Source organism: Arthrobacter sp. Bi26 (assembly GCF_918697925.1).
In the GTDB taxonomy this organism is placed as follows: domain Bacteria; phylum Actinomycetota; class Actinomycetes; order Actinomycetales; family Micrococcaceae; genus Arthrobacter.
In genome coordinates this window covers 37,066-60,301 of record NZ_CAKKMF010000024.1, presented here as the reverse complement: position 1 = coordinate 60,301, position 23,236 = coordinate 37,066, and the positions used below count along the sequence as shown (strand labels likewise).

Sequence of the window (23,236 nt, the reverse complement as noted above, 5' to 3'; positions counted from 1 at the left end):
GCACAGCCCGGCGGACAACCTGTGGGTGCTGGCCCTGGCCGCGGCGGTGTGTTCGCTGTACGCCGTGATCGCCGTGCTCTCGCAGCGGCGCCGGCCGTGGGCGGTGTGGATGTTCGTCCTGGTGGCGCTTTGGGCGGTGCTGGTGATCGCGGCGCCCAGCTTCGCGTGGTGCTCGTTCGCGCTGTTCTTCTTGTGCCGGACCGCCTTCAGCGGCCCCGTGGCGTACCTCGCGGGAGGCGCGACGGCGGCAGCCACCGCCGTGGGGCTGTTCCGGCTCAGCGGCGGCAGCGATATTGCCATGCTCCTGGGGCCGCTGGCCGTCGGCGTCATGCTGACGCTGATCTACACCCGCATCGAGCACGACGCCGCCGAACAGCGCCGGCTGCACGCCGAGGTGTCGCTGGCGCAGGGCCGGCTGGCGGCCAGCGAGCGCAGGGCCGGCACGGTCGAGGAGCGCGAGAGAGTGTCCCGGGAAATCCACGACACCGTGACGCAGGGCCTGGCAAGCAGCCTCCTCCTTTTGGAAGCCGCGAACAGGTCATGGCCCAGCCCGGCGGCGCGCGCGGACGTCCAAAACGTCAGCGGAATGCTGCGCCGGAACCTGGCGGACACCCGCAGCCTGGTCCACGAGCTCGCCTCCCCCGGGCTGGACACGGCACCGTTGCCGGATGCCCTGCTTCAGGCGGCGTCCCAGTACGTCCCAGGCGTGCGTCTGCTGGTCACGGGCGAGCCGCGCCCAGTCCCCGCGGATGTCCGGCACGCGCTGCTTCGCGTGGTCCAGAGCGCCGCGGCCAACATCAAACTCCACGCAGCGGCGGCCAGCGCCACGGTGACGCTGGGCTTCCTGCCCGGCGCCGTCACGCTGGATATTTACGACGACGGCGCCGGCTTCGACCCGCAGTCGCTGGCACCGCCGTCGGACGCGGGAGGCTACGGGCTCCGGGCCATGCGCCAGCGGGTGGAACGGCTGGGCGGCGTATTCTCGGTGGAAAGCACCCCCGGCGAAGGAACCATCGTGGCCGCGCAACTGCCAACTGCGGAGGAACAGTGAATCCGATTACCGTCCTGCTGGTGGACGACCATCTGGTGGTGCGCAGCGGGCTTAGGGCACTGCTGGGAACGCAGCCCGATATACAGGTCGTGGCCGAGGCGGCCTCCGGCGAGGAGGCGCTGGTCCAGATGGAGCAGCTCGGTCCCGCCGTGGTGGTGATGGACCTCGCCATGGGGCCCGGCATGGACGGCATCGAGGCCATCAAGCAGCTGCGCCGCCGCAACAGCAGGCAGGCCGTCCTGGTGTTCACCACCTACGATTCGGACGCTGACATTGTCCGCGCCGTTGACGCCGGCGCCATGGGCTACCTGCTCAAGGACGCCGCGCCAGAGGAGATCTTCGCCGCGATCCGGGGGGCGGTCCAAGGCAAGAGCGTGATGAGCGCCCCGGTGGCGTCACGGCTGTTCCAGCAGCTGCGGAACCCGGACGAAATCCTGACGCCACGCGAAGCCGAGCTGCTGAGCCTGCTGATCGAAGGCCTCAGCAACCGTGAGCTGGGCCAGCGGCTGTTCATCTCCGAGGCCACCGTGAAAACGCACCTGGCGCACATCTATGCCAAGCTCGGAGTGGAAACCCGGGCCGCGGCGATCGCCACCGCGATCCGCCGCGAGGGCATGCGGTAGCGGCCGCCGTCCGCCCGGGACGCAGGCCACGGTTCGAAACGGCCAGCCGCGCAGGGACGACTAAACTCGGTCCAAGCCCACCCACCACCATGCGAGGAGCCCCCATGCGCGCCACCATCATCCACGGTCCCGGCGACATCCGAGTCGAAGACCGCGACTACCCCACCCTCCAGCGGCCCACCGACGTCATCGTGAAGGTCACCGCCTCCTGCGTCTGCGGCTCGGATCTGTGGCCCTACCGCGGGGTCAAGCCCACCCACAAGCCGTCCGCAATCGGACACGAGTTCATCGGGACGGTGGAAAGCATCGGCGAGGACGTCAAGGACCTTGCCGTGGGCGACCTCGTGATCGCACCCTTCGTGGTCAGCTGCGGCGAGTGCCCCCAGTGCCTCAACGGCGTCACGGTCGCTTGCGACCGCCTCGCCGGCTGGGGCGGCAAAGATGACGCCGGTCACGGGATCGACGGCGGCCAGGGCCAGGCTGTCCGCGTGCCGCTCGCCGAGTCCACACTGGTCAAGGTCCCGGGCGTCACCGATCCCGACGATGCCCTCCGCGCCAGCCTGCTCACGCTCTCCGACGTCATGGCCACCGGCCACCACGCGGCCCTCGCCGCCAAGGCCGGGCCCGGCCGGACGGTCGTCGTGGTCGGCGACGGCGCCGTCGGCCTCTGCGGCGTGCTGGCCGCCAAGCGCCTCGGCGCGGAGCGGATCATCGCCATGTCACGGCACGCCGACCGGCAGGCGATCGCCCGCGAATTCGGGGCCACGGACATCGTCGCCGAACGCGGGGACGACGGTGTCGCCAAGGTCCGCGAACTGCTCGGCGGCGTTCTGGCCGACTCGGTGCTGGAGTGTGTGGGGACCAAGGAATCCATGGAACAGGCGCTGCACAGCGTCCGCCCGGGCGGCGCCCTCGGCTTTGTGGGCGTCCCCACCGGCGGGGCCGAAGCCCCGCTGCGCTTCCTGTTCGACACCAACATCTCGATCGGCGGCGGCATGGCCCCGGCCCGGACGTACATTCCGGAACTGCTGGCCGACGTGCTGGACGGCACCATCAATCCGGGCCGGGTGTTCGACTCGGTCATGCCGCTCGAGGAGGCGCCCGAGGCCTACCGCGCCATGGACGAACGGCGCGCCATCAAGGTCCTGCTGACCCCGTAGCAGGACCCACGACGGCGGCGGCGCCGGAGGCCGCGCGACTGCTTGCCCCCGCCCTTGCACGGGCAGGGGCGAGGGTCTAGCGTGAAGCGCATCAGCATCCGCCGCCGTCGAGGAGCCGTCATGGCCAGGTTTGTGCAGATCATCGAGTTCCAGTCGTCCCGCATCGAGGAGATCGAACAACTCGGCCGCCCGTCAAGAACCGAGGGGTCCACGGCCCCGACCTTCCGCCGCATCATGGCCACCGCCGACCGCGACCGCCCCGGCACCTACCTCACGATCGTTGAATTCGACTCCTACGAGTCCGCCATGGAGAACTCCAACCGGCCCGAGACCTCCGAATTCGCCGCGAAGATGGCCGCCCTGTGCGACGGTCCGCCGGTCTTCCGCAACCTGGATCTCATGTGGGAGGACACCGGCGAGGCCGACGCCGGCCAGTAGGCCTGCAGCAACACTTGGCAGGGGTGCCGCACCGGGCGCAGGACCGGGAACCGGCCACGGCTTCAAGCCGCGGCCTGGATACGCGGCTTGAATACGCGGACAGGACGTGGGAGCAGGAAAATGGGTTCTGCAGAGGGCAGGGCGCCGGAAAGCTTCGTCGTGGATCTCAGTGCATTGGGCTCCGCTCCCCTGCAACTCGTCGGCGGCAAGGCCGTGAACCTCGGCAAGCTCACCGCGGCCGGGTTCCCTGTGCCGCGCGGCTTCTGCCTCACCACGGCCGCCTACCGGAAGGCCGCCCCGGCCGAACTGGACGCACTGGCGGCCCGCCTGGACGCCGCGCAGCCCGGATCCCCGAACGACGGCGAACCGAACGACGGCCAGCCGGGCCACGCCGTCTTGGACCACCCCGGGCCCGACCTGGGCGAGCTGGCGAGGCAGGCGCGGGAAATGATCGTGACCGCGCCGATTCCCGCCGACGTCGATGCCGCCCTCCGCGCCGCGTATGCCGCGCTCGGCAGCGGCGCCGCCGTGGCGGTACGGTCCTCCGCCACCGCCGAGGACCTGCCCTTCGCCAGCTTCGCCGGACAACAGGATTCCTTCCTCAACATTTCCGGAGCCGATGCCGTGGTCGAGTCCGCCCGCCGCTGCTGGGCCTCACTCTGGACCGAACGGGCCGTGGCCTACCGCTGCGCCAACGCGATCAGCCACCGCGACGTCGGGCTCGCCGTCGTCGTCCAGGACGTCGTCGCTGCCGCCACCGCCGGCGTGCTGTTCACCGCCAATCCGGTGACCGGCACCCGGACCGAAACGGTCATCGATGCGAGCGCCGGGCCCGGCCAGGCGGTGGTCTCCGGCAGCGTGAACCCGGACCATTTCGTCGTGGATACGGCCACCGGACGCATCCTGCTCCGCTCCCCGGAAAGGACCGCGGCCAGGCGGCGGCCGAGCCTGGACGACGCCCGGATCCGCGAACTCACGGCGCTGGGCGATACCGTCCAGCGGCTCTTCGGCGCACCCCAGGATATGGAATGGGTGATTGACGCCGCCGGCAAGATCTGGGTGACCCAGTCGCGGCCGATCACCACGTTGTACCCGCTGCCGGACCCGGCCGCTCCCGAACCCCTTGGCACAGAGTCGGCGGCCTTGGCTGAAACCCGTGTGTACCTGTGCGGCACGCTGCTCCAGGGCCTGACCCGGCCGCTCACCCCGATGGGGCTCTCGGTGCTGGGCTCCATGAGGAACCGAAATGGGCCGTGGCAGTACGTAAACCCAGGGCTGCGCATGTACATAGACATGACGCCCCTGGTTCACAACAAATACGGCCGCCGCTACCTGCTGCGAATGCTCCCGCTGGCGGACGGGAGGTCCGGCGCGGTTTTCCCGGCGCTCCTGGATGACCCGCGGTTCGGCGTGCGCCCACGGCCGTCCCGGCGAACCCGTCCGGCCGTACCGGGCGCGCCGGTCCCGCGGAAGCCCGGGAAGGTCGGCGCTGCAGCGAACACTGCGGCACGTATGGCCAACCTGGGCATGACGGTCCGGCTGATTCCAGCCATGCTGCGGGCCGCGGTACGGCCCGCCGCCGAACTGCGCAGCGCCTTCGACTACGGAAATCGCCTCGAAGCGGAGCTCGTACTGCCGGAACCGGCAACCACCTTTGGCCGGCTCGATCACGCCCAGCGCATCCTGGATAACACCGTGGACGGGTTGATCCAGGCGACGCTGCCCGGACCGTCCGTTGGCTACCTCCTGCTGGCGGGTGCCCGGAGGCTGCTGCGCGGCATCGCGGAACCGCGGGAACTCGAGGCGGTGTTGCGGGGGCTGCCCAACAACGTCACCACTGAGATGGACCTTGAGCTCTGGCAACTGGCCGTCTCCATCGGCGCGAATGACGCATCCCGTGAGGTTTTCCTGGCCCACGCTCCGAAGGAACTGGCTGCCAGCTACGCGGCCGGCGCGCTGCCCGCGGTGGCGCAGACCGGCGTGCACGGGTTCCTGGACCGCTACGGCCACCGCGCCGTAGCGGAGATAGACCTTGGCATGCCGCGGTGGTCGGAGAAGCCGGACCATATCTTCGGAATGATCTCGAACTACCTCCACGTTGAGGACCCCGAACAGGCCCCGGACCGGCAGTTCGCCCGCGCTGAGGAACATGCCGAGGCCAGGATCCGCGACCTTGTGGAACGGACCAGGGCCCGCAGCCGGTTCCGGGCGCATCAGGTCGAGTTCTGCCTGCGCCGGACCCGGCAGTTGTCGGGGCTGCGCGAACTGCCCAAGTTCTACATCGTCCTCGCGCTCGCGGAAATGCGCCGCCAGCTCAAAGAGGTCGGTACCGAACTGGCCCGGACCGGTTCGGTTGCCGCCGCGGACGATGTGTATTTCCTCGAATTCGACGAGGTCCGGGTGGGCTTGCGGGGGGCCGACCTCAAGGGCATCGTCGCGGACCGCCGCCGGCTCTACGACGTCGAACTGCGCAGGCGCCGGATTCCCCGGCTGCTGCTCTCCGACGGCACGGACGTGGAGGCCGCCGTGATGGCCAAGTCCCCCGCCTCCGGCGCCCTCGCCGGGACACCGGCGTCGGCCGGTACCGCCACCGGAACGGTCCGGGTCATCCTGGATCCGGTGGGCGCCCACCTGGAGCCCGGGGAAATCCTCGTGGCACCTTCCACCGACCCTGGGTGGACACCCCTGTTCATGACCGCCGGCGCCCTGGTGATGGAGATGGGCGGGGTGATCTCGCACGGCGCAGTGGTGGCCCGCGAATACGGCATCCCGGCCGTGGTGGGCGTGCCGGACGCTACCACCCGGCTCCGGACCGGCCAGAGGGTGACCGTGGACGGATCCGCGGGAACGGTGCGCCAGGTGGATGCCCCGCGCTCCCCCGCGAAAGCCGCCGGCAGCCTGGCCGGCTAAGCAGATGAAGGGGCTATGTTAGGTCTATGGTGTCTGTCGGCCGCAACGCAGAGGGCACACCATTTCCCGAGCCCGAGGGCTTCGGTTCGGGACTGGTGGACGATGCCGCCCGCCGGGACGCCGCGTTGCCCGACTTCGACTGGGCCGAACTCCCGAAAGGCGTGGTGCGCGGTGAGTTCGCGGCGCCCAGCGGCACGCTGGCGACCATCTCCACCGGAGATCCCGGGAACCCGCGGGTCGTGCTCATCCCGGGTGCAACCGGCTCCAAGGAAGACTTCATCCTCATGCTGCCCGAGCTCGCAGGGGCCGGCTATTTCGTCCTCAGCTGCGACATCGCCGGGCAGTATGAATCCGCCCCGGCCGGGCCGGAAAACCTCGTTCCGCCCCGGCGCCGCTACGATTACGAACTCTTCCGCGACGACCTCCTCGCCATGCTGGATGCCGAAGAAGGCGCGGTGCACGTCGTGGGATACTCCTTCGCGGCGATCGTAGTCCAACTGGCCTTCGCCCACCGGCCAGAGAAATTCCGCAGCCTGACCTTGATCAGCTGCCCGCCCGAGCCGGGTCAGAGTTTCCGCGGCCTGCGCCTGGCCGGCTGGTTCAGTCGCTGGGTCAGCAGCAGGGTCGGCACAGCGTTGATGATTTGGGGTATCCGCAGGAACGTTGCCCGTGTGGCGCCCAAACGGCTGCGGTTCGTGAAGAGCCGGTTCGCGTTTACGCGCCGCGCCTCCGTCATTGACATCATCGGCCTCATGAAGCACACACCGGATCTGCGGCGTGTCCTGGCCGCCGCGACGCTTCCGAAGCTTGTCGCCGTCGGCGAACACGACCTCTGGCCGCTGGCGCTGCACCGCAACTTCGCGCAGTCGATCGGGGCGCGAATTGCGGTCTACCGCGGCGGCCACAGCCCCAGCGAAACCTCGCCGTACCAGATAAGCCGGGACCTGATTGAGCTCTTCGACGCCTCCGTCTCCGCATGACTGAAGCAAGCGGCCGAGACGAAGACCGTCGCTAGACCCTTGCACCGCGGCCCGTCGCACCGTACGTTGGGGACAGCGGACGAATGTCTCCGCAGCCGTTGGCCGCAGGGCCGCCGGAGATCAGCAGCATTTCAGAAGGATAAAGGCATGGCTACAGGCACAGTTAAATGGTTCAACGCCGAAAAGGGTTTTGGCTTCATTGCCCCGGATGACGGGTCGGCCGACGTTTTCGCCCACTACTCGGCAATCGCCACCAGCGGCTACCGCTCGCTGGACGAGAACCAGAAGGTTGAATTCGACGTCACGCAGGGCCCGAAAGGCCCGCAGGCTGAGAACATCCGCCCGCTCTAAGTACGTTGGAATTGCCCCGGCCGCCTGGCCGGGACACTTCCCCGAAGACCACAACGCCCCTCCGGAGGACTCCTCCGGAGGGGCGTTTGTGTTCCCCGGCCCCTGCTGCCGGGCGCCCGGCTCAAGGGCCCGGCGTCAGCCGACGTGGACCCACGGACGCTTTGTGACGTCCGGCTCGGCCTCGCGCAGCACTTCACGGGTGACCGGCGCGATTTCGCCTTCGCCGAACGCCAGGAACCGCAGGAGGTTGGTGAACGGGTTTCCCTCCGTCCATCGGAAGTAGATGTGCGGCATCAGCCCGGTGACATCGCGGATGTGCAGCAGCACGGAGGCGATCGTGTTCGGTACAACAGGCCCGTGGACCTCCAGGATCTGGTACCCATGCCGGATCACCCCGCGGACCTCGAGCGCGGTCTCAAAGTCCGACGAGTCGTCCACCACGACTTCGAGGAATATCGCCTGGTAGTCCACCGGGAGGTGGCTGACCTCAATGGCGGACGTGAGCTTGTCCCGGTACGCCTCGGCGCTCAGCCGCAGCGGTTCGTGGGCAATGATCGCGATGGGGCCCGATTCATTGGCGGCCAGGAATTCCAGGGCAGGGGTGTCCATCCGCACGTGAGTGGCGTGGAGCTCGAAGGAGCGCCGGAGGCGGGAGAGCAGGGAGATCACGATGATCCCGACGATGAAGAGCGCCGCGATCCGAATGCCTTCGGGCCGTTCGAAGATGTTGGCCACCGTGGTGTAGATAAACACGACGGCGATGACGCCGAAGCCGATACTGCGCTTACGCTGCCGCCGGCTGCGCGCGGACAACGTCACGGCAATCGCCGCCGATGTCATCAGGACCAGGACGCCGGTGGCGTAGGCGCCGCCCTGGGCGTCGACGTCGGCGTCGAACAGCCAGGTGATCAGGAACCCCACGAGCGTGAACACCAGGACCAGCGGCCGGACCGCGCGGGCCCATTCCGGAGCCATGCCGTACCGGGGCAGATAGCGCGGCACGAGGTTCAGGAGCCCGGCCATGGCCGAGGCGCCGGCAAACCACAGGATGGCAATGGTACTGATGTCGTAGACGGTGCCGAATCCGTCGCCCAGGTATTGGTGGGCGAGGTAAGCCAGGGCACGCCCGTTCGCCTGCCCGCCCGGCTGGAATTCCTGCGCCGGGATCAGCACCACCGTGGTGAAGCTGGTCGTGATGAGGAAGGCACTCATGATGAGGGCCGCCGTCGTCAGCAGTCGGCGGGCCCCCTTGATCCGGCCCTCAGGGTTCTCCTCGGTGTCCGTGGCGTGACCGCGGATCTGCGGCATGACGGCGACCCCGGTCTCGAACCCGGAGAGTCCCAGGGCCAGCTTCGGGAAGACCAGCAGCGCGATGCCCACCACCATCAGCGGGCTCCCGTGCTGGGTGGTCAGGGCCAGCCACCAGTTGTCCACGGCCACCGGGTGGCTGATGACCTCGAAGATCGTTGTTATGACCACGATCACGTTCAGTCCGAGGTAAATACCCACGAGGACGACGGCGACGCCGATCGCCTCCTTGAAGCCGCGCAGGAACACCGCGGCGAGCAGGGCCAGGAAGACGAGCGTGACCGCGACGTTCTGGCCTTGCATCCAGTCGGGGGCGAAGGGGTTTTCGATGGCGTGAGCGGTCGCGTCGGCGGCGGAGAGCGTCATGGTGATCATGAAGTCTGTGGCGGCGAAGCCGAGCAGCACCAGGACGAGCAGTTTCCCGCCCCAGCGCGGCAACAGCCGCTCCAGCATGGCGATGGACCCTTCACCGCGCGGACTTTCGCCAGCGACACGTCGGTACACCGGCAATGCGCCCAGCAGGGTGACGGCGACGAGGACCAGGGTGGCCAGCGGCGAAATCACGCCGGCCGCGAGCGCGGCAATGGCGGGCTGGTAGCCCAGGGTGGAAAAGTAATCCACGCCGGTCAGGCACATGACCTGCCACCACGTGTGTTTCTTCAGGTGGCTGTCGCTCACGGCCCCGGGCCCTTGGTGGATTCCCTTGGCGTCCTGGAGGCCGAACAGCAGCCAGTTCCTGAAGTGCTCCCCTGCGCCCGGCCGGGGCGCCGAAGGATCTGCCGGGGGCCGGCTGAGCGTGGTCATGATGTCCTTTCTACGCGGCGCACCGCGCCGCTTCCGTCCGCGACAGTACCAGCCCCGGCAACCGCCGCTACCGCCAGGCGAACAATCCTGACGGTTCCTTAACGCGGGCAAGGTATAGCCCACCGCGAAGGCGAAGTGTTCTCCGCCGACGTCCGCGGCCCCCGCCTCATCGATCTCACCCGCGTTGCCTTCGTCAAGGCCTACGACGTCCAGCGGCGGCGTTGGGGACTCGGACCCGGAACGCGTCCGGCACCCTGCGCGACTAGCTGTCTGGACTCTGAATCGTGCGCGCATCCGCGCGATCCTGCGGGGTTGTCCCGCGTCCGGATACAGTGGACCCGCCGGCGCCTTGGCTGTGGGATCGGCCAGGGCTGCATGCAGGAGCGAGGGACAGACATCATGACCATGATCGACAACGCCGTCTACGTTGACGGTCTGCGGACGGACAACCCCAAGAATCTGGATGAAACGTATGAGGTCATGCGGGCACGCGGGGGGATGGCGTGGATCGGGCTGTACCGTCCGGGCCTGGATGAACTGACATCGGTTGCGAACGAGTTCAGCCTGCACGAGCTTGCCGTTGAGGATGCCCTCCACGGTCACCAGCGGGCCAAACTTGAACGCTACGGGGACACGCTGTTCACCGTGCTGCGCCCGGCACGGTATCTGGACGATGTAGAGAAGGTTGAGTTCGGCGAGCTGCACGTCTTTGTCGGTCCGGACTTCGTGGTCACGGTCCGACATGCGGAGTCCCCTAACCTGGCCAAGGTCCGCCGCCGGATGGAGGCCGCCCCGGAGCTGCTGGCGCTGGGCCCGCAGGCCGTGCTGTACGCAATCCTGGACGAAGTCGCGGACCAGTATGAACCCGTCGTCGCCGGCCTGGAAAACGACATCGACGAGATCGAGGACGAGCTGTTCAGCGCCGGCCCGGACGTGGCCCGCCGGATCTACGAGCTCTCCCGGGAAGTCATCGAGTTCCAGCGCGCCACGCACCCGATTCGGCCCATGCTGGAGGCTCTTGAACGCGGTGCGGAGAAATACCATCTTGATCTGGAGCTGCAGCGCAGGCTGAGGGACGTCCATGACCACGTCATCCGCGTCGTGGAACGCGTCGACGCTTTCCGTGTTCTGCTTCAGAGCGCGCTGACCGTCCACGCAACGCTGGTAGCCCAGCAACAGAACGAGGAGATGCAGCGTCTCTCTGAATTGAGCCTGGCCCAGAACGAGGAGATGCGGCACCTCTCCGAAGCGGGCCTGAGCCAAAACGAGGAAGTCAAGAAGATCTCTGCTTGGGCGGCCATCCTCTTCGCCCCCACCCTCGTGGGAACCGTATACGGGATGAACTTCGACGTCATGCCCGAACTGGCCTGGTCGATGGGCTACCCGTTCGCGCTCGGCCTCATGCTCGCCATGGGTGTCGTCCTGTACCTTTCGTTCAAGCACCGCAAGTGGCTCTGAACTGCCAGGCGAGATCCCTGCAAGTGTCATCGGACGTGCTCCGGGCCGGCACCCCGGACCTTCAGGTGCCGGAAGACCGCTGGTGCTGCCCCGGGCGGGTGATAAGCGTCGGGCATTGAACATCCATGAGGACATCCCGGGCGACCGAACCCACCAGGACGTCCAGGCCACCGCGGCCTTTGCATCCAATGACGAGGAGCACGGCATGCGCGCCGGCCCTGACCAGGGCCGGCGCCGGGTACCTGCCGCTCTCCAGCACCGGGTTAACCCGCAATCCGGGATGGTCCTGGGCCAAACTGGCGACGGCTTCAGCCAGAACCGAGCAGGTATCCGTGGCCATTCCGTCAGCTCCGGAGCCTGCTGGCCCGCCGCCGGGTTCTTCCTGACCGTTGCAGACATGGACCACCATCAGGTCCTGGCCAAGGCGGAGCGCTTCCGCGGCGGCCCATTCCACAGCGACGGCCGCGTCCGCGGACCCGTCGGTGCCGACGACAACACCGGACCGGTCTTCATCGCCGGCCGCGGGCACGACCGCCACCACGCAGTTGCTGATGGCGGCCGTCTGAAAACTGACCGACCCGAAGCCCTCACCGTGCCTGTCCGGGCGCCTGTCGGTTCCTACACGACCATGTCCGAATCCCCAGAGAGCCGCCGAAGGGTCCTGGCTGTCTCTCCTGTCCCGAGAGTCGTGCTGACCGGGACCGCGGGGTCCAGCGCCGACACCCGCTGGGCTTCCGCAGCCAGCAGCTCAGCGGCCCGGTTCATGGCCTCCTGATACCGGTCGGCGTGCCGGAAGGACCACGGACCAGGAACGACACGCACCAGATTCAGGGGTACATGAAACTGGGCGGCCCGCCTGGCCGCCCACTCCAATGCGGCGTGACCGGCCTTGGAATTATCGACACCAACCACGATCCGGCTGTGCACGATTCCATGCCCTTCGGGGAACTTGCCAGTACATCCAATATCCCGGCGTTGTCCTCGCGCAGCCTAGGGCCGGAAGGCCCCCCGGCACGGGTCCAGGGGATCGCAAACAGCCGCGATGACGGCTTTCAAAAGCAGGTGCCGCTGCGATGAACGGCACGCCGGCAGCTGAGGCTAATTCAGCTTAGATCCAGCTGCGCTTTCTGAAGATCCGATACAGGATGGTGCTGACGGCGATCATCGAAGCGACCGAAAGCGGATAACCGTACTCCCAGTGCAGCTCGGGCATGTTCTCGAAGTTCATGCCGTACACAGTGCCCACGAGGGTCGGGGCGAACAGTATGGCGGCCCAGGCGGAGATCTTCTTCACCTCTTCGTTCTGGGCGTTGCTGGACTCCGCGAGGTGTTTCATTTCCTCATTCTGGCTCTGTGCGACGAGGGTCGCGTTGACAGTAAGGATGTCCCTGAGCATGAACCGGAAGCTGTCGATGCGTTCGTTGACCTGGGCTGTGTGGTCGGCGACGTCGCGCAAGTATTGCTGCAGGTCGTCGGCGATCCCGTATTTCGTGAAGCCGCCGGCTAGGGCCTCAAGGATGCGCGTCAGCGGGTGGGTCGAGCGTTGGAATTCGATCACTTCGCGGGAGAGCTCGTAGATGCGCCGGGACACGGCGGGGTCGCCGCCGAAGACTTCGGTTTCGATTTCGTCGATATCGTTCTCCAGGCCCGAGACCACAGGGGCGTAGTCGTCCACGACGGCATCCAGGATCGCGTAGAGCACAGCCTCCGGGCCCAGCCGCAGCAAAGTTGCGTCGTGCTCGAGGCGCCGGCGGACCTGCACCAGATCCGGCGACCCGCCGTGGCGCACGGTGATGATGAAGTTCGGGCCCACGAAGACGTGGAGTTCGCTGAATTCGATCTCTTCGCGCGAATCCAGATAGCGGGCTGCCCGCAGGACCACAAAGAGGGTGTCGCCGTAGCGTTCGAGCTTGGATCGCTGATGGGCCACGACGGCGTCTTCCACGGCGAGTTCATGCAGGTCGAATTCGGCGGCCAGAGACTGCAGCTCAGAAGCCTCCGGCCGGACGAGACCGATCCACGCCATGGATCCCTCGAAGCGGCCCAGTTCCTGGAACGTCTCCTGCAGCGTCATCGGCGAGGACACCCGCCTGCCGTCCAGATAGATGCCGCTGTCGACAAGGCTGGGCCGGCCCGCGGCTGCCAGGTCCCGGGTCCCGGCAGGGGCCGCAGCGGGGACTCCGATGTCCGGGCGGGGGCGGGAAGCGAGCTTGTACAGGCGCGTGGAAATGCGGCGAGCATTCATGGTGGCGGTCCAGACGTAGGAAGTGCAGGGTGAGATGGCCAAGATGGCCTCTCCCGCCGTGGGCTACGTTCGGATGACGTGTGGAACCCGGGACACGGGGTTCAGGCGGGAGAGGAGATGTCCCCGGCGCCGGTACTTGGAGGCTCGGTGTACACGCGACACGTCCTCTCCCTCAGGTGAAACCCTACAAAATCCTGCCCATTACATCACGGCCGGTCCCGGCCGGACAAAAAATCCCCAGGCGGCAAGTCAGAGCCACCTGCGGCGCTTGAACATCGCACACAGCACGATGCCCCGAGTACCGCAGCAAATTCTTGCTAAGGCTGGCGCGCCTCATTCTCAGACGACTTCCACCAGTCTGATCGTCTCGTTGGTTCGTTCCAGCTCTTGGGACCAATAGCCGGGATCCTTGGCCATCTGCCGGTATTCATGTGCGAAGTCCCGGAAGAGCTCGCTCAGTAAGGTGTCATCGCCTTCCACCACTTGGCGGACAGCCTCGATGTTGAGAGGAACATTCAAAAGCCGTTCGGCAGGGACGACGACTTGGTGAATGTCGTCCTGGAACCGGAGCCGAAACGAGTATTCGATGGCCAATTTCATTGGGTTGCGCCAGCCTTTCGGTCGAGTTCGGTGGAGAACGAAGCGTACCGGGGAGACATTGTAGATCTGCGCCTAATGTAGCGGGGACCAAACCGTCGAGGAAGACCGCTCGGAATCACCGCAGGAGATGATCGCCGGGCCCCGGAAGCTCGCCTGCACGGGAAAAGGGGGCCGCTCGCCAACTCGATGACATGCTGCTGCCTCGGGTCGACGCCCAACGGATTCCCATGCGAGCCCATCTCCGGGCGGCTGCATCTGGGGCGCATTAAGATAGCGCAAATTTGTGGCCTCCCGCCATATGGAAAGCGTTAGGGCCTGTTCCGGTGACGCTCCGCCGGTGCTGTCATGAAACAAGGAACGCTGCAGCCACCGTGGCCGCAATCCGATCCCCAGCAGGAGTCAACCAGCATGCACACCACGTCCCGGCGGATACAGGACACATCCGGTCTTCCCGCCGGAGCCGGTCCCACCCGGGATTTCGTCGCCGTCGATGACAGCGGGGAGTTTTCGTATCACCGGTCGGAACAGGATTTTATGGGGGCCTTTGAATACATCGAAGAAGCTGCGTGCATCATCGACCGCAGCGGCAGTGCCTACCGCCTGGCCTTGGATCCGAATCGTCACCTGATCCTCGGGCGCTCCCATGGCCCAGTGGAATTCCAGTGGCTCCGCCACGCCTGGATGGACGCGCAAAGCGCGCACCCGGAAGGGCACCGGCTCCGCCGCTTCTACCCCGCTACCCGTTACGAAGTGGTCTCGGACCTGTTCGAAACCCTCGCCCTGGAAAGCGGGACAGCACCGGCCGCGGGCGCCTGGTCTCTGGACATCGACGGCTTTGCATCACGCCCGTCCAACATTGAAGAAATCGACCGCCTGCTCGCACGTCAGGACCGGCTGGAGCATGCCCGTGTGAAGGACCCCTTCGGACACATCTACCGGCCCGCAAGACACCGTAAACACCGGTACCTGCCGGCTGCCGGATCCATCCTCTACGTCGAAATCCCCGCCACCGCCGCAGCTCACTGAGACCGATCCTCCGCCGCCGGAATCAATTCGGCCCGGCACCGCCTGCGCTTCCCGCACCCGTTAGGTGCGCTTTTCGCGCCCGTTAAGGTGCGCTTTTCGCGCCCGTTAAGACAGCGTCAAGATCCGCCCTCAAGGCGTTAAGAAAGCATCAGGACCGGGTTTTTTCCCTTTGCGAAGGCGTTGACTTTCAGTAGCCCCGCAAACGGGGCGCAGATGAAAGGAACCCTGCAATGGCCGACCTGGCTGTTATCGGAATCCTCATGGTTGCCATGGGGTTCGTTATGTGGATCGGCCACGTCTTGGCCGGGATGGTCGGCGGTGCCGATGACCGGCCGGAGGGTGGCAAGTGAGCGCCGACGCGATCATGTGGCTCGTCCTACTGATTGCCGGATTGTGCCTCTTCGGCTACTTGCTGGCCGTCCTGATTCATCCGGAAAAGTGGTGAGCGGATCATGACCTTCAACTCTGCATCTTTTGTTGTCCAGGTGGTGGCGCTGCTCATTGTTCTGGCAGCCCTGCACAAGCCTCTGGGCGTCTACCTGGCCCGGGTTTTCGAGGGCACGACGTCCAGCCGGCCCGAGCGTCTGTTCTACCGGCTGGCCGGGGTCGATGCCGACACCGAGCAGACCTGGTCCGTCTACCTTCGCAGCGTCCTGGCGTTCTCGGCCGTGTCCATTCTGGCGGTGTTCGGCCTCCAGCGGCTGCAGGGCGTCCTGCCGGGCAGCGGTTCCCTGCCCGGCGTGGACCCTTGGGTGGCCATGAATACGGCCATTTCCTTTGTGACCAACACGAACTGGCAGACGTACGTCCCGGAGACCACGGTAGGCATCTTCGTGCAGATGACGCTGCTGGCGGTGCAGAACTTCCTCTCCGCCGCCGTCGGGATCGTCGTCGTCGTCGCGCTCATCCGCGGCATCGCCCGCACGAGGACGCAGCGGCTGGGCAACTTCTGGGTGGACCTGGCCCGGACGTCGTTCCGGGTCCTACTGCCGCTCGCGTTCGTCGCGGCCGTGCTGATGGTCCTCGGCGGAGTGGTGCAGAACTTTTGGTTCACCGAGGTCACGAACCAGGCCACCGGCGTTTCGCAGCTCATCCCGGGTGGCCCGGTCGCGTCCCAGGAAGCCATCAAGATCCTCGGCACCAACGGCGGCGGCTACTTCAACGCCAACTCTGCCCACCCGTTCGAAAACCCCAACGCCCTGATCAGCTTTTTCGAGGTGTTTCTCCTCCTGCTCATCCCCTCCGCGCTGCCCTACGCTTACGGCAGGATGGTGGGCGACCAGAAGCAGGGCTACACGGTAGCCGCCGTGATGGGCACGCTGTGGCTGGCTTCGATTTCGCTGATGGGCTGGGCCGTGGCGTCCGGTCAGGGAACCGCGACGGCGGCCGCCGGCGGCCTGGGCGAGGGTTTTGAGCAGCGCTTCGGCCCTGTGCCGAGCGCGATCTTCGCCACGTCCACCACGCTGACCTCCACCGGCGCCGTCAATGTCGCCCACGATTCCCTGCCGCCGCTGGCCGGCGGAGTGGCCATGGTGAACATGATGCTCGGCGAGGTCGCCCCCGGCGGAACCGGTTCCGGGCTCTACGGCCTGCTGATCCTCTCTATCATCTCCGTCTTCATTGCCGGGCTGATGGTCGGGCGCACCCCGGAGTACCTGGGCAAGAAGATCGGGCCGACGGAAATGAAGCTCGCCGCCATGTACATCCTGGTCACCCCGACCCTGGTGCTGGCCCTGTCCGGCATCACCGTGCTGCTGCCGGACATCATGGCCAATGCGCCGGCCACCGGTCCACACCAGTTCAGTGAAGTGCTCTACGCTTTCACCTCCGGGGCCAACAACAACGGCTCCGCGTTCGGCGGCATCACCACCTCGGGCCCCTTCCTGTCGGTCATGCTGGGCCTGGGCATGCTGCTGGGCCGCTTCCTACCGATCGTCTTGGTGATCGCCCTGGCCGGTTCCCTCGCCCGTCAGGGCAAGATTCCGGCCTCCGCCGGCACCGTCCCCACCCACGGCCCGCTGTTTGGCTCGCTGCTGCTGGGCGTGACAGTGATCATGACCGCCCTGAGCTACTTCCCGGCCCTTGCCCTGGGCCCCCTCGCAGAAGGACTTCTCAAATGACCCGGTCTCACACGGCATTAGCCACGGACACCGACGCCCAGACCTACGCCGACGGCAACCCCCTTGGCACTCCGGGCGAACATAAGCACCACACCAAGGCCCCGGCAAAACTCACGCTCGCGTCCGTCGTCGCCGCCCTGCCACTTGCGGTCCGGAAACTCTCGCCGCGGCAGATGATCCATTCCCCTGTCATGTTCACCGTGCTGGTGGGGGCCGCCCTGTGTACGGCGATCTCGGTGTACCGGCCGTCGGTGTTCGGCATCGCCGTGACGGTCTGGCTGTGGCTCACGGTCCTCTTCGGCACTTTGTCCGAATCCATCGCCGAGGGCCGGGGCAAAGCCCAGGCGGACAGCCTCCGCGCCAGCCGCAAGGGCGTCCAGGCCCGGCTCCGGCAGCCAGACGGCTCCACCAAGGACGTCCCCGGCACGGAGCTGCGTCTCAATGACGTGGTGATCTGCGAGGCCGGGGACGTCATCCCCTCGGACGGCGAAATCATCGAAGGCCTGGCGAGCGTCGACGAATCGACCATCACCGGCGAATCAGCCCCGGTGATCCGCGAATCCGGCGGTGACCGGTCCTCCGTCACCGGCGGTACGAGGGTGCTCTCGGATCGGATTGTCATCCGCATCACGGCCGAGCCGGGACAGACGTTCATCGACCGGATGATCAAGCTGGTCGAGGGCGCCGTGCGGCAGAAGACCCCCAACGAGATCGCCCTCCACGTGCTCCTGGTGTCACTGACCATCGTGTTCCTGGCCGTCACCATGTCGCTGGCACCGTTCGCAGCCCTCGCCGGCGCCACGCCTTCCCCGATCGTGCTGGTCGCCCTGCTGGTCTGCCTGATCCCCACGACGATCGGGGCGCTGGTCCCGGCGATCGGCATCGCCGGCATGGACCGCCTGGTCCAGCACAACGTGCTGGCCACCTCCGGCCGTGCCGTGGAGACCGCCGGGGACATCACCACACTGTTGTTGGACAAGACCGGAACCATCACGTATGGCAACCGCCGCGCTGTTAATTTCTTCCCCGCCAACCAGGTGGAGCGGACCCGGATGATCGAAGCGGCCCGGGTCTGCAGCCTGGCCGACGAAACCCCCGAGGGACGCTCCATCCTGGACCTCGCCGCGGACAAGGGCGTGACCGGGTCCGATCTGACCACACTCGAACGCACCTCCGGCAAGTTTGCCGTGGTCCCCTTCAGCGCCGGCACCCGCATGAGCGGGCTGGACCTTGACGGGCTGCAGATCCGAAAAGGGGCTGCCTCCACGGTGGCGGCATTCGTTGCCGAATTCGGCGGGCACACTCCGGCGGAGGTCGACCACCGGGTACAGGAAATCTCGGCCCAGGGCGGCACGCCCCTGCTGGTCGCCCAGGTGGACAAGGACGGCCGGGCGGACATCCTGGGAACCATCCACCTCGCCGACGTCGTCAAGCCCGGCATGCACGCCCGCTTCGCCGAACTGCGGCAAATGGGCATCCGGACCGTCATGATCACCGGCGACAACCCGATCACTGCCAAGGCGATCGCCGCCGAGGCCGGCGTCGATGATTTCCTGGCGGAAGCAACCCCGGAAGACAAGCTCGCGGTCATCAAGAAGGAACAGGCCGCAGGCCGGCTCGTGGCCATGACCGGTGACGGCACCAACGACGCCCCGGCCCTGGCCGCGGCAGACGTCGGCGTCGCCATGAACTCCGGCACCCCGGCCGCGAAGGACGCTGCCAACATGGTGGACCTCGACTCCGACCCCACCAAACTCATCAACATCGTCGGCATCGGCAAGCAGCTGCTCATCACCCGCGGCGCCCTGACCACCTTCTCGGTCGCCAACGACGTCGCCAAGTACTTCGCGATCGTCCCGGCGCTTTTCACCGCCGCATTCCCGGGGCTCGGACTGCTGAACATCATGGGCCTGGCCACCCCGTCTTCGGCCATCCTGTCCGCGGTGATCTTCAATGCCCTGATCATCATCGCCCTGGTGCCGCTGGCGCTCCGCGGCGTCAAATACCGTGCCGTCTCCGCCAACCAGGCGCTGGCCCGGAACCTGCTGATCTACGGGCTCGGCGGCCTGATCGCACCATTCATCGGCATCAAAATCATCGACCTCATGATTTCGCTCATCCCCGGAATCGGCTAGGAACATCCCCATGAACATCCTCACCGGCTACCTCCGTCAGCTGGGCACCGCCCTGCGGTTCCTCCTCTTCGCCACGCTGGTCCTCGGCGTGGCCTACCCCCTGGCAGTCTTTGGCACCGGGCAACTGATCGCCCCGTACCAGGCCAACGGCTCCATCCTCAAAGACAGCTCCGGGGCCCCGGCCGCGTCCGCCCTGATCGCCCAGGCCGCGGCCGACGATTCCGGCGCCCAGGACCCGCGCTGGTTCCACGCCCGGCCCTCGGCCGTGAAGTGGGACCCGGCATCGTCCTCGGCCACCAACCTGGGGCCCAACGACCCGAAACTGCTCGACGCGGTCGCCGCCAACCGGTCCGCCGTCGCCGCGGCTGAAGGCGTGGATGCGGCAGCGGTTCCGGCCGACGCCGTGACGGCCAGCGGTTCCGGGCTGGACCCGGACGTTTCACCCGAGTACGCCAAACTGCAGCTTGCGCGGGTGGCGGCAGCGAACGGCCTGAGCACCGACGCCGTCGCCGCCATGGTGGAGCAGTACACGAGCAGTGGGGTAGTCGCGTTTCTCGGCCAGCCATCGGTCAACGTGACTGCCCTCAACCTCGCCGTGGCGGCGGCCGCACGGCCGTCGCAGCCGGCTCAAACCAAGTGAGAGAATGACGGCATGGCACGTGGAACGCTGCGGATCTTCCTGGGGGCCGCGCCGGGGGTGGGCAAGACCTACGAGATGCTTGAAGAAGCCCACCGGCTCGGCGAACGCGGCGAGGACGTCGTGGTCGCGTTCGCCATGGACCACGGACGCAGCGAGACGCGGGCGCTCCTGGCGGGACTTGAGGTCATCCCGCCCCAGCGCCTGCCCTACCGGGGCACGGAGTTCGAGGAAATGGACCTTGACGCCGTCCTGGTGCGGGCCCCGGGGACCGCGGTCGTGGACGAATACGCCCACTCCAACGTTCCGGGCAGCCGCAACGAGAAACGCTGGCAGGACGTCGATGCGCTCCTTGATGCCGGCATCAACGTCCTCTCCACCGTCAACGTCCAGCATCTGGCGTCCCTGGGCGACGTCGTCAGCGCCATCACCGACGTCCATCAGGCGGAGACGGTGCCCGACGACGTCGTCCGGAAGGCGGACCAGATCCACCTGGTGGACATCTCCCCCGAGCTGCTCCGCCAGCGCCTGAGCGACGGCAAGATCTACGCTGCCGAAAAGATCGACGCCGCCCTCTCGAACTATTTCCGCCTGGGCAACCTCACGGCACTGCGTGAACTGGCATTGCTGTGGCTGGCCGACCGGGTGGACGAGGGCCTGGCCAAGTACCGGGCCGAACAGGGCATCGATGCCAGCTGGCCGGCCCGGGAACGCATCGTCGTCGGGCTGACCGGCAGCCCCGAAGGGGAAGTCCTGATCCGCCGCGGGGCCAGGATCCTCAACCGCGTCAACGGCGGGGACCTGCTGGCGGTCCACGTCCGGTCCGCCGATGGCCTCGCCGAGGAGTCGCCCCACGCGCTGGAAGCCCAGCGCCGCCTGATCCTGGACCTTGGCGGCAGCTACCACATCGTGACCGGCGAGGATCCGGCCGCCGCCCTCCTGGACTTCGCCCGCAGCGTCAACGCCACCCAGATCGTCGTCGGCATCTCCCGGCACAAAAAGCTCGCCGGCCTGATCGGAAACCTGCTCGGCGGTGGGGTTGGCACCCGGGTGGTCCGCGATTCCGGGGACATCGACGTCCACATGGTCTCCCATCCCCTGGGCGGCCGCGGCGCCGGGCCGCGCCAGCACCGGGACCTTGGCCGCGTCCGGGTCGCCGTCGGGTTCGCCCTCGCTGTGCTGCTCCCCATGGTCCTGCAGCTCCTGCTTTCGCTCCTGAACCCGGAGCGGAATGTCGCTGCGGCCATGCTGGTGCAGCTCACCGGCTCGGTGGCGGTGGCGCTGATCGGCGGGTTGTGGCCGGCCATCCTGGCCGCACTGTGGAGCAGCCTCCTGGTGAACTACTTTTCGACCCCGCCGCTGGGCACGCTCACCATCAGTGATCCGCAGAACTTCCTGGCCCTGCTGGTGTTTGTAGGCGTCTCGGCCGCCGTTGCCGTTGTGGTCGACCTATCGGCCCGCCGTTCCAAGGAGGCCGCGCGGGCCCGCGCCGAAGCCACGACGCTGGGGGACCTGACGCGCAGTGCCGCCGGCTCGGAGGACACGGTTCAGGCATTGCTGGAACAAGCCCTGAGCGTCTTCCAGGTGCGTGGTGCTGCCGTTTTCAGCCTTGGCTACGGCCCCGCGGACGGCGACAGCGGCGCAGGACCCGACCGGCGATGGCAACTTCAGGCCGCCGTGGGAGAAATTCCAGCCCTGTCCGCCGGCGCGCCAAGGAACGATGGCACCGGCGACAACGTGGAAGAAATCGACGCCGTCACACGCCTCGTGTTGTTCGGACGGATCTTGCCGGCAAGCGACCGGCGCCTTCTGGGGGCGTTCGGAGTTCATCTGGCGGCACAGCTGGAACGCCAGCAACTGGTCGCCAGCCGGCGGGAGATGCTCCGCTTGGCCGAGAGCAACACGATGCGCACCTCCATCCTCCGCGCTGTCTCGCACGACCTGCGCACCCCTCTGGCCGGGATCAAGCTTGCCGTCGGCGGACTGCGGCACGACGACGTCCATTACACCCAGGCAGAGGAGCAGGAACTGCTGGCAACGATAGAGGAGTGCTCGGACAGGCTGGACGCGCTGGTGGGCAATCTGCTGGACATGTCCCGGATCACCTCGGATGCCGTCAATCCCCTGCTCAAACCCGTGCGGTGGTACGAGGTCATCCCGGGTTCCCTGAGCGCCGTCCCCGCGGGGCGGGTGCGAGTGGACCTGCCTCCCAACATGCCCGAGATCGACGCCGACCCTGGAATGCTGGAACGAGTGATTGCGAACATCGTCGAGAACGCCGTGAAATACGCCCCCGATTCGGATATCGTCCTGGTCGGGGCGGCCGGCGGGCTCAGCCCGGCGACTCTCGGAGGGCGCCCTGCCGGCGAGCTCCGGGTCATCGATCACGGCCGGGGAATCCCGGCGGAGAGGGTCATGGAAATGTTCCGGCCATTCCAGCGTCTCGACGACGCCCCGCAAACCACAGGAATCGGACTCGGGCTTGCGGTGGCGAAAGGGTTCACGGATGCCATGGGTGGCAGCCTGAGCGCCGAAGCGACACCGGGCGGAGGGCTGACGATGATTATCCGGCTTCCATTGTCCACGGGGACCCCGTATGACGGACACCGCGCCCAGGCCCCGTTCGAGCCCCGGTCGCTGGTGGCGCGCCGCGCTCATGCGATGCCCCTTTCGTCCGGACCGGACGCAACATGACGGCGGTCCTCGTCGTCGACGACGACCCGCATCTGCTCAGGGCCCTCCGGATCACACTCCAGGCCCACGGCTACGCCGTCACCACCGCCGTAGACGGGACCTCAGCGCTGCTGGCGGCCACCCAGAACCCGCTCTCACTCATCATTCTGGACCTCGGCCTGCCTGACATTGACGGGACCAGCGTCCTCAAAGAGCTGCGCGGCTTCAGCAGCGTGCCGGTCTTGGTGCTGTCCGCCCGGCACGGCTCCGAGGACAAAGTTGAGGCGCTCGACGCCGGCGCGGACGACTACATCACCAAACCGTTCGGCCTGGACGAGCTCCTCGCCCGGCTCCGCGCCCTCCGGCGCCGCAGCGTCGAACCGGACGAATCGCTGGTCGTGACCGAGGCTTTCACCATTGACCTGGGCAAGCACCGGGTTACCCGGGACGGCGAGGACATCCGGCTGACCCCGACTGAATGGAAAATCCTGGAGGAACTGGTCCGGAATCCGGAAAAACTCATCACACAGCAGCAGTTGCTCGCCAGAGTCTGGGGTCCGGCGTACGCCAAGGAGACCAACTACCTCCGGGTCTACATGGCCCAGCTGCGGCGCAAACTGGAGCCGGACACCGCCAACCCCCGCCACCTGCTCACCGAAGCCGGCATCGGCTACCGGTTCATGCCCTGATGGTTTCCGATGCCGGGCCGGCAATGGA

The 23,236-nt window shown here is 67.1% G+C and carries 20 protein-coding genes; 15 read left to right on the top strand and 5 right to left on the bottom strand.

The window, feature by feature from the left end; translation table 11 throughout:
* The 7 genes from LQV16_RS08735 to LQV16_RS08705 form a co-directional block, all read left to right on the top strand.
* Nucleotides 1-1,051 (top strand): sensor histidine kinase (locus LQV16_RS08735; protein ID WP_229993499.1); only part of this gene is annotated, 1,051 nt, incomplete at its 5' end.
* Complete coding sequence (locus LQV16_RS08730; RefSeq protein ID WP_229993498.1) at nucleotides 1,048-1,674, top strand: response regulator transcription factor; 627 nt, start codon at nucleotides 1,048-1,050, stop codon at nucleotides 1,672-1,674. The genes LQV16_RS08735 and LQV16_RS08730, both read left to right, overlap by 4 nt.
* 104 nt (nucleotides 1,675-1,778) lie before the next feature.
* On the top strand, nucleotides 1,779-2,834 hold the full coding sequence (locus LQV16_RS08725; protein WP_229993497.1) for a zinc-dependent alcohol dehydrogenase family protein: 1,056 nt from the start codon (nucleotides 1,779-1,781) through the stop codon (nucleotides 2,832-2,834).
* A gap of 81 nt (nucleotides 2,835-2,915) precedes the next feature.
* Nucleotides 2,916-3,272 (top strand): hypothetical protein, encoded by a 357-nt coding sequence (locus LQV16_RS08720; protein ID WP_229993496.1) that lies wholly within the window; start codon nucleotides 2,916-2,918, stop codon nucleotides 3,270-3,272.
* Nucleotides 3,273-3,392: 120 nt separating this feature from the next.
* Nucleotides 3,393-6,182, top strand: coding sequence for a PEP/pyruvate-binding domain-containing protein (locus tag LQV16_RS08715; RefSeq protein WP_229993495.1), 2,790 nt, complete (start codon nucleotides 3,393-3,395; stop codon nucleotides 6,180-6,182).
* A gap of 26 nt (nucleotides 6,183-6,208) precedes the next feature.
* The gene (locus LQV16_RS08710) at nucleotides 6,209-7,162 is read left to right on the top strand and encodes an alpha/beta hydrolase (RefSeq protein WP_229993494.1); all 954 of its coding nucleotides are present in this window, start codon (nucleotides 6,209-6,211) and stop codon (nucleotides 7,160-7,162) included.
* Nucleotides 7,163-7,309: 147 nt separating this feature from the next.
* Nucleotides 7,310-7,513: a cold-shock protein gene (locus tag LQV16_RS08705; protein ID WP_009357211.1), complete on the top strand. Its 204-nt coding sequence runs from the start codon at nucleotides 7,310-7,312 to the stop codon at nucleotides 7,511-7,513.
* A 135-nt stretch (nucleotides 7,514-7,648) separates the two neighbouring features.
* On the opposite strand, the gene LQV16_RS08700 is transcribed toward LQV16_RS08705, so the two are convergent.
* A complete protein-coding gene (locus LQV16_RS08700) occupies nucleotides 7,649-9,625 on the bottom strand; it encodes an amino acid transporter (RefSeq protein ID WP_229993493.1) in 1,977 nt (658 codons plus the stop codon).
* 399 nt (nucleotides 9,626-10,024) lie between these two features.
* Between LQV16_RS08700 and LQV16_RS08695 the strand changes: the two genes are divergently transcribed.
* Nucleotides 10,025-11,083: a magnesium and cobalt transport protein CorA gene (locus LQV16_RS08695; protein ID WP_229993492.1), complete on the top strand. Its 1,059-nt coding sequence runs from the start codon at nucleotides 10,025-10,027 to the stop codon at nucleotides 11,081-11,083.
* A 61-nt stretch (nucleotides 11,084-11,144) separates the two neighbouring features.
* On the opposite strand, the gene LQV16_RS23705 is transcribed toward LQV16_RS08695, so the two are convergent.
* The 4 genes from LQV16_RS23705 to LQV16_RS08680 all read right to left on the bottom strand — a co-directional run bounded on the left by LQV16_RS23705 (nucleotide 11,145) and on the right by LQV16_RS08680 (nucleotide 13,928).
* The gene (locus tag LQV16_RS23705) at nucleotides 11,145-11,537 is read right to left on the bottom strand and encodes a universal stress protein (protein WP_356815725.1); all 393 of its coding nucleotides are present in this window, start codon (nucleotides 11,535-11,537) and stop codon (nucleotides 11,145-11,147) included.
* A gap of 164 nt (nucleotides 11,538-11,701) precedes the next feature.
* Nucleotides 11,702-11,995: a universal stress protein gene (locus LQV16_RS23700; protein ID WP_356815723.1), complete on the bottom strand. Its 294-nt coding sequence runs from the start codon at nucleotides 11,993-11,995 to the stop codon at nucleotides 11,702-11,704.
* A 196-nt stretch (nucleotides 11,996-12,191) separates the two neighbouring features.
* A complete protein-coding gene (locus LQV16_RS08685; RefSeq protein WP_229993490.1) occupies nucleotides 12,192-13,370 on the bottom strand; it encodes a magnesium and cobalt transport protein CorA in 1,179 nt (392 codons plus the stop codon).
* 297 nt (nucleotides 13,371-13,667) lie between these two features.
* Nucleotides 13,668-13,928: a hypothetical protein gene (locus LQV16_RS08680; RefSeq protein ID WP_229993489.1), complete on the bottom strand. Its 261-nt coding sequence runs from the start codon at nucleotides 13,926-13,928 to the stop codon at nucleotides 13,668-13,670.
* 408 nt (nucleotides 13,929-14,336) lie between these two features.
* Between LQV16_RS08680 and LQV16_RS08675 the strand changes: the two genes are divergently transcribed.
* The 7 genes from LQV16_RS08675 (at nucleotide 14,337) to LQV16_RS08645 (ending at nucleotide 23,208) form a co-directional block, all read left to right on the top strand.
* Nucleotides 14,337-14,954: a hypothetical protein gene (locus LQV16_RS08675; protein WP_229993488.1), complete on the top strand. Its 618-nt coding sequence runs from the start codon at nucleotides 14,337-14,339 to the stop codon at nucleotides 14,952-14,954.
* A 346-nt stretch (nucleotides 14,955-15,300) separates the two neighbouring features.
* The gene (locus tag LQV16_RS08670) at nucleotides 15,301-15,399 is read left to right on the top strand and encodes a potassium-transporting ATPase subunit F (protein WP_084475820.1); all 99 of its coding nucleotides are present in this window, start codon (nucleotides 15,301-15,303) and stop codon (nucleotides 15,397-15,399) included.
* Between the two features lie 7 nt (nucleotides 15,400-15,406).
* Nucleotides 15,407-17,074, top strand: a complete 1,668-nt coding sequence (gene kdpA, locus LQV16_RS08665) for a potassium-transporting ATPase subunit KdpA (protein WP_229993487.1) — start codon at nucleotides 15,407-15,409, stop codon at nucleotides 17,072-17,074.
* Nucleotides 17,071-19,209, top strand: a complete 2,139-nt coding sequence (gene kdpB, locus LQV16_RS08660) for a potassium-transporting ATPase subunit KdpB (RefSeq protein WP_229993486.1) — start codon at nucleotides 17,071-17,073, stop codon at nucleotides 19,207-19,209. Before kdpA ends, kdpB begins: the two co-directional genes overlap by 4 nt.
* 10 nt (nucleotides 19,210-19,219) lie before the next feature.
* Entirely contained in the window at nucleotides 19,220-19,849 is a 630-nt protein-coding gene (gene kdpC / locus LQV16_RS08655) for a K(+)-transporting ATPase subunit C (RefSeq protein WP_229993485.1), read from the top strand.
* 12 nt (nucleotides 19,850-19,861) lie between these two features.
* Entirely contained in the window at nucleotides 19,862-22,540 is a 2,679-nt protein-coding gene (locus LQV16_RS08650; RefSeq protein ID WP_229993484.1) for a DUF4118 domain-containing protein, read from the top strand.
* A complete protein-coding gene (locus tag LQV16_RS08645) occupies nucleotides 22,537-23,208 on the top strand; it encodes a response regulator (protein WP_229993483.1) in 672 nt (223 codons plus the stop codon). The genes LQV16_RS08650 and LQV16_RS08645 overlap by 4 nt, the downstream gene beginning before the upstream one ends.
* The last annotated feature ends 28 nt before the right edge of the window (nucleotides 23,209-23,236 follow it).

Excerpts from the sequence above, each read along its gene's own strand:
- LQV16_RS08725 (WP_229993497.1), top strand. The coding sequence starts at position 1,779 with ATGCGCGCCACCATCATCCACGGTCCCGGCGACATCCGAGTCGAAGAC.
- LQV16_RS08715 (WP_229993495.1), top strand. The coding sequence starts at position 3,393 with ATGGGTTCTGCAGAGGGCAGGGCGCCGGAAAGCTTCGTCGTGGATCTC.
- LQV16_RS08710 (WP_229993494.1), top strand. The coding sequence starts at position 6,209 with ATGGTGTCTGTCGGCCGCAACGCAGAGGGCACACCATTTCCCGAGCCC.
- LQV16_RS08705 (WP_009357211.1), top strand. The coding sequence starts at position 7,310 with ATGGCTACAGGCACAGTTAAATGGTTCAACGCCGAAAAGGGTTTTGGC.
- LQV16_RS08700 (WP_229993493.1), bottom strand. The coding sequence starts at position 9,625 with ATGACCACGCTCAGCCGGCCCCCGGCAGATCCTTCGGCGCCCCGGCCG.
- LQV16_RS08695 (WP_229993492.1), top strand. The coding sequence starts at position 10,025 with ATGACCATGATCGACAACGCCGTCTACGTTGACGGTCTGCGGACGGAC.
- LQV16_RS08680 (WP_229993489.1), bottom strand. The coding sequence starts at position 13,928 with ATGAAATTGGCCATCGAATACTCGTTTCGGCTCCGGTTCCAGGACGAC.
- LQV16_RS08675 (WP_229993488.1), top strand. The coding sequence starts at position 14,337 with ATGCACACCACGTCCCGGCGGATACAGGACACATCCGGTCTTCCCGCC.
- kdpA (WP_229993487.1), top strand. The coding sequence starts at position 15,407 with ATGACCTTCAACTCTGCATCTTTTGTTGTCCAGGTGGTGGCGCTGCTC.
- kdpB (WP_229993486.1), top strand. The coding sequence starts at position 17,071 with ATGACCCGGTCTCACACGGCATTAGCCACGGACACCGACGCCCAGACC.
- kdpC (WP_229993485.1), top strand. The coding sequence starts at position 19,220 with ATGAACATCCTCACCGGCTACCTCCGTCAGCTGGGCACCGCCCTGCGG.
- LQV16_RS08650 (WP_229993484.1), top strand. The coding sequence starts at position 19,862 with ATGGCACGTGGAACGCTGCGGATCTTCCTGGGGGCCGCGCCGGGGGTG.
- LQV16_RS08645 (WP_229993483.1), top strand. The coding sequence starts at position 22,537 with ATGACGGCGGTCCTCGTCGTCGACGACGACCCGCATCTGCTCAGGGCC.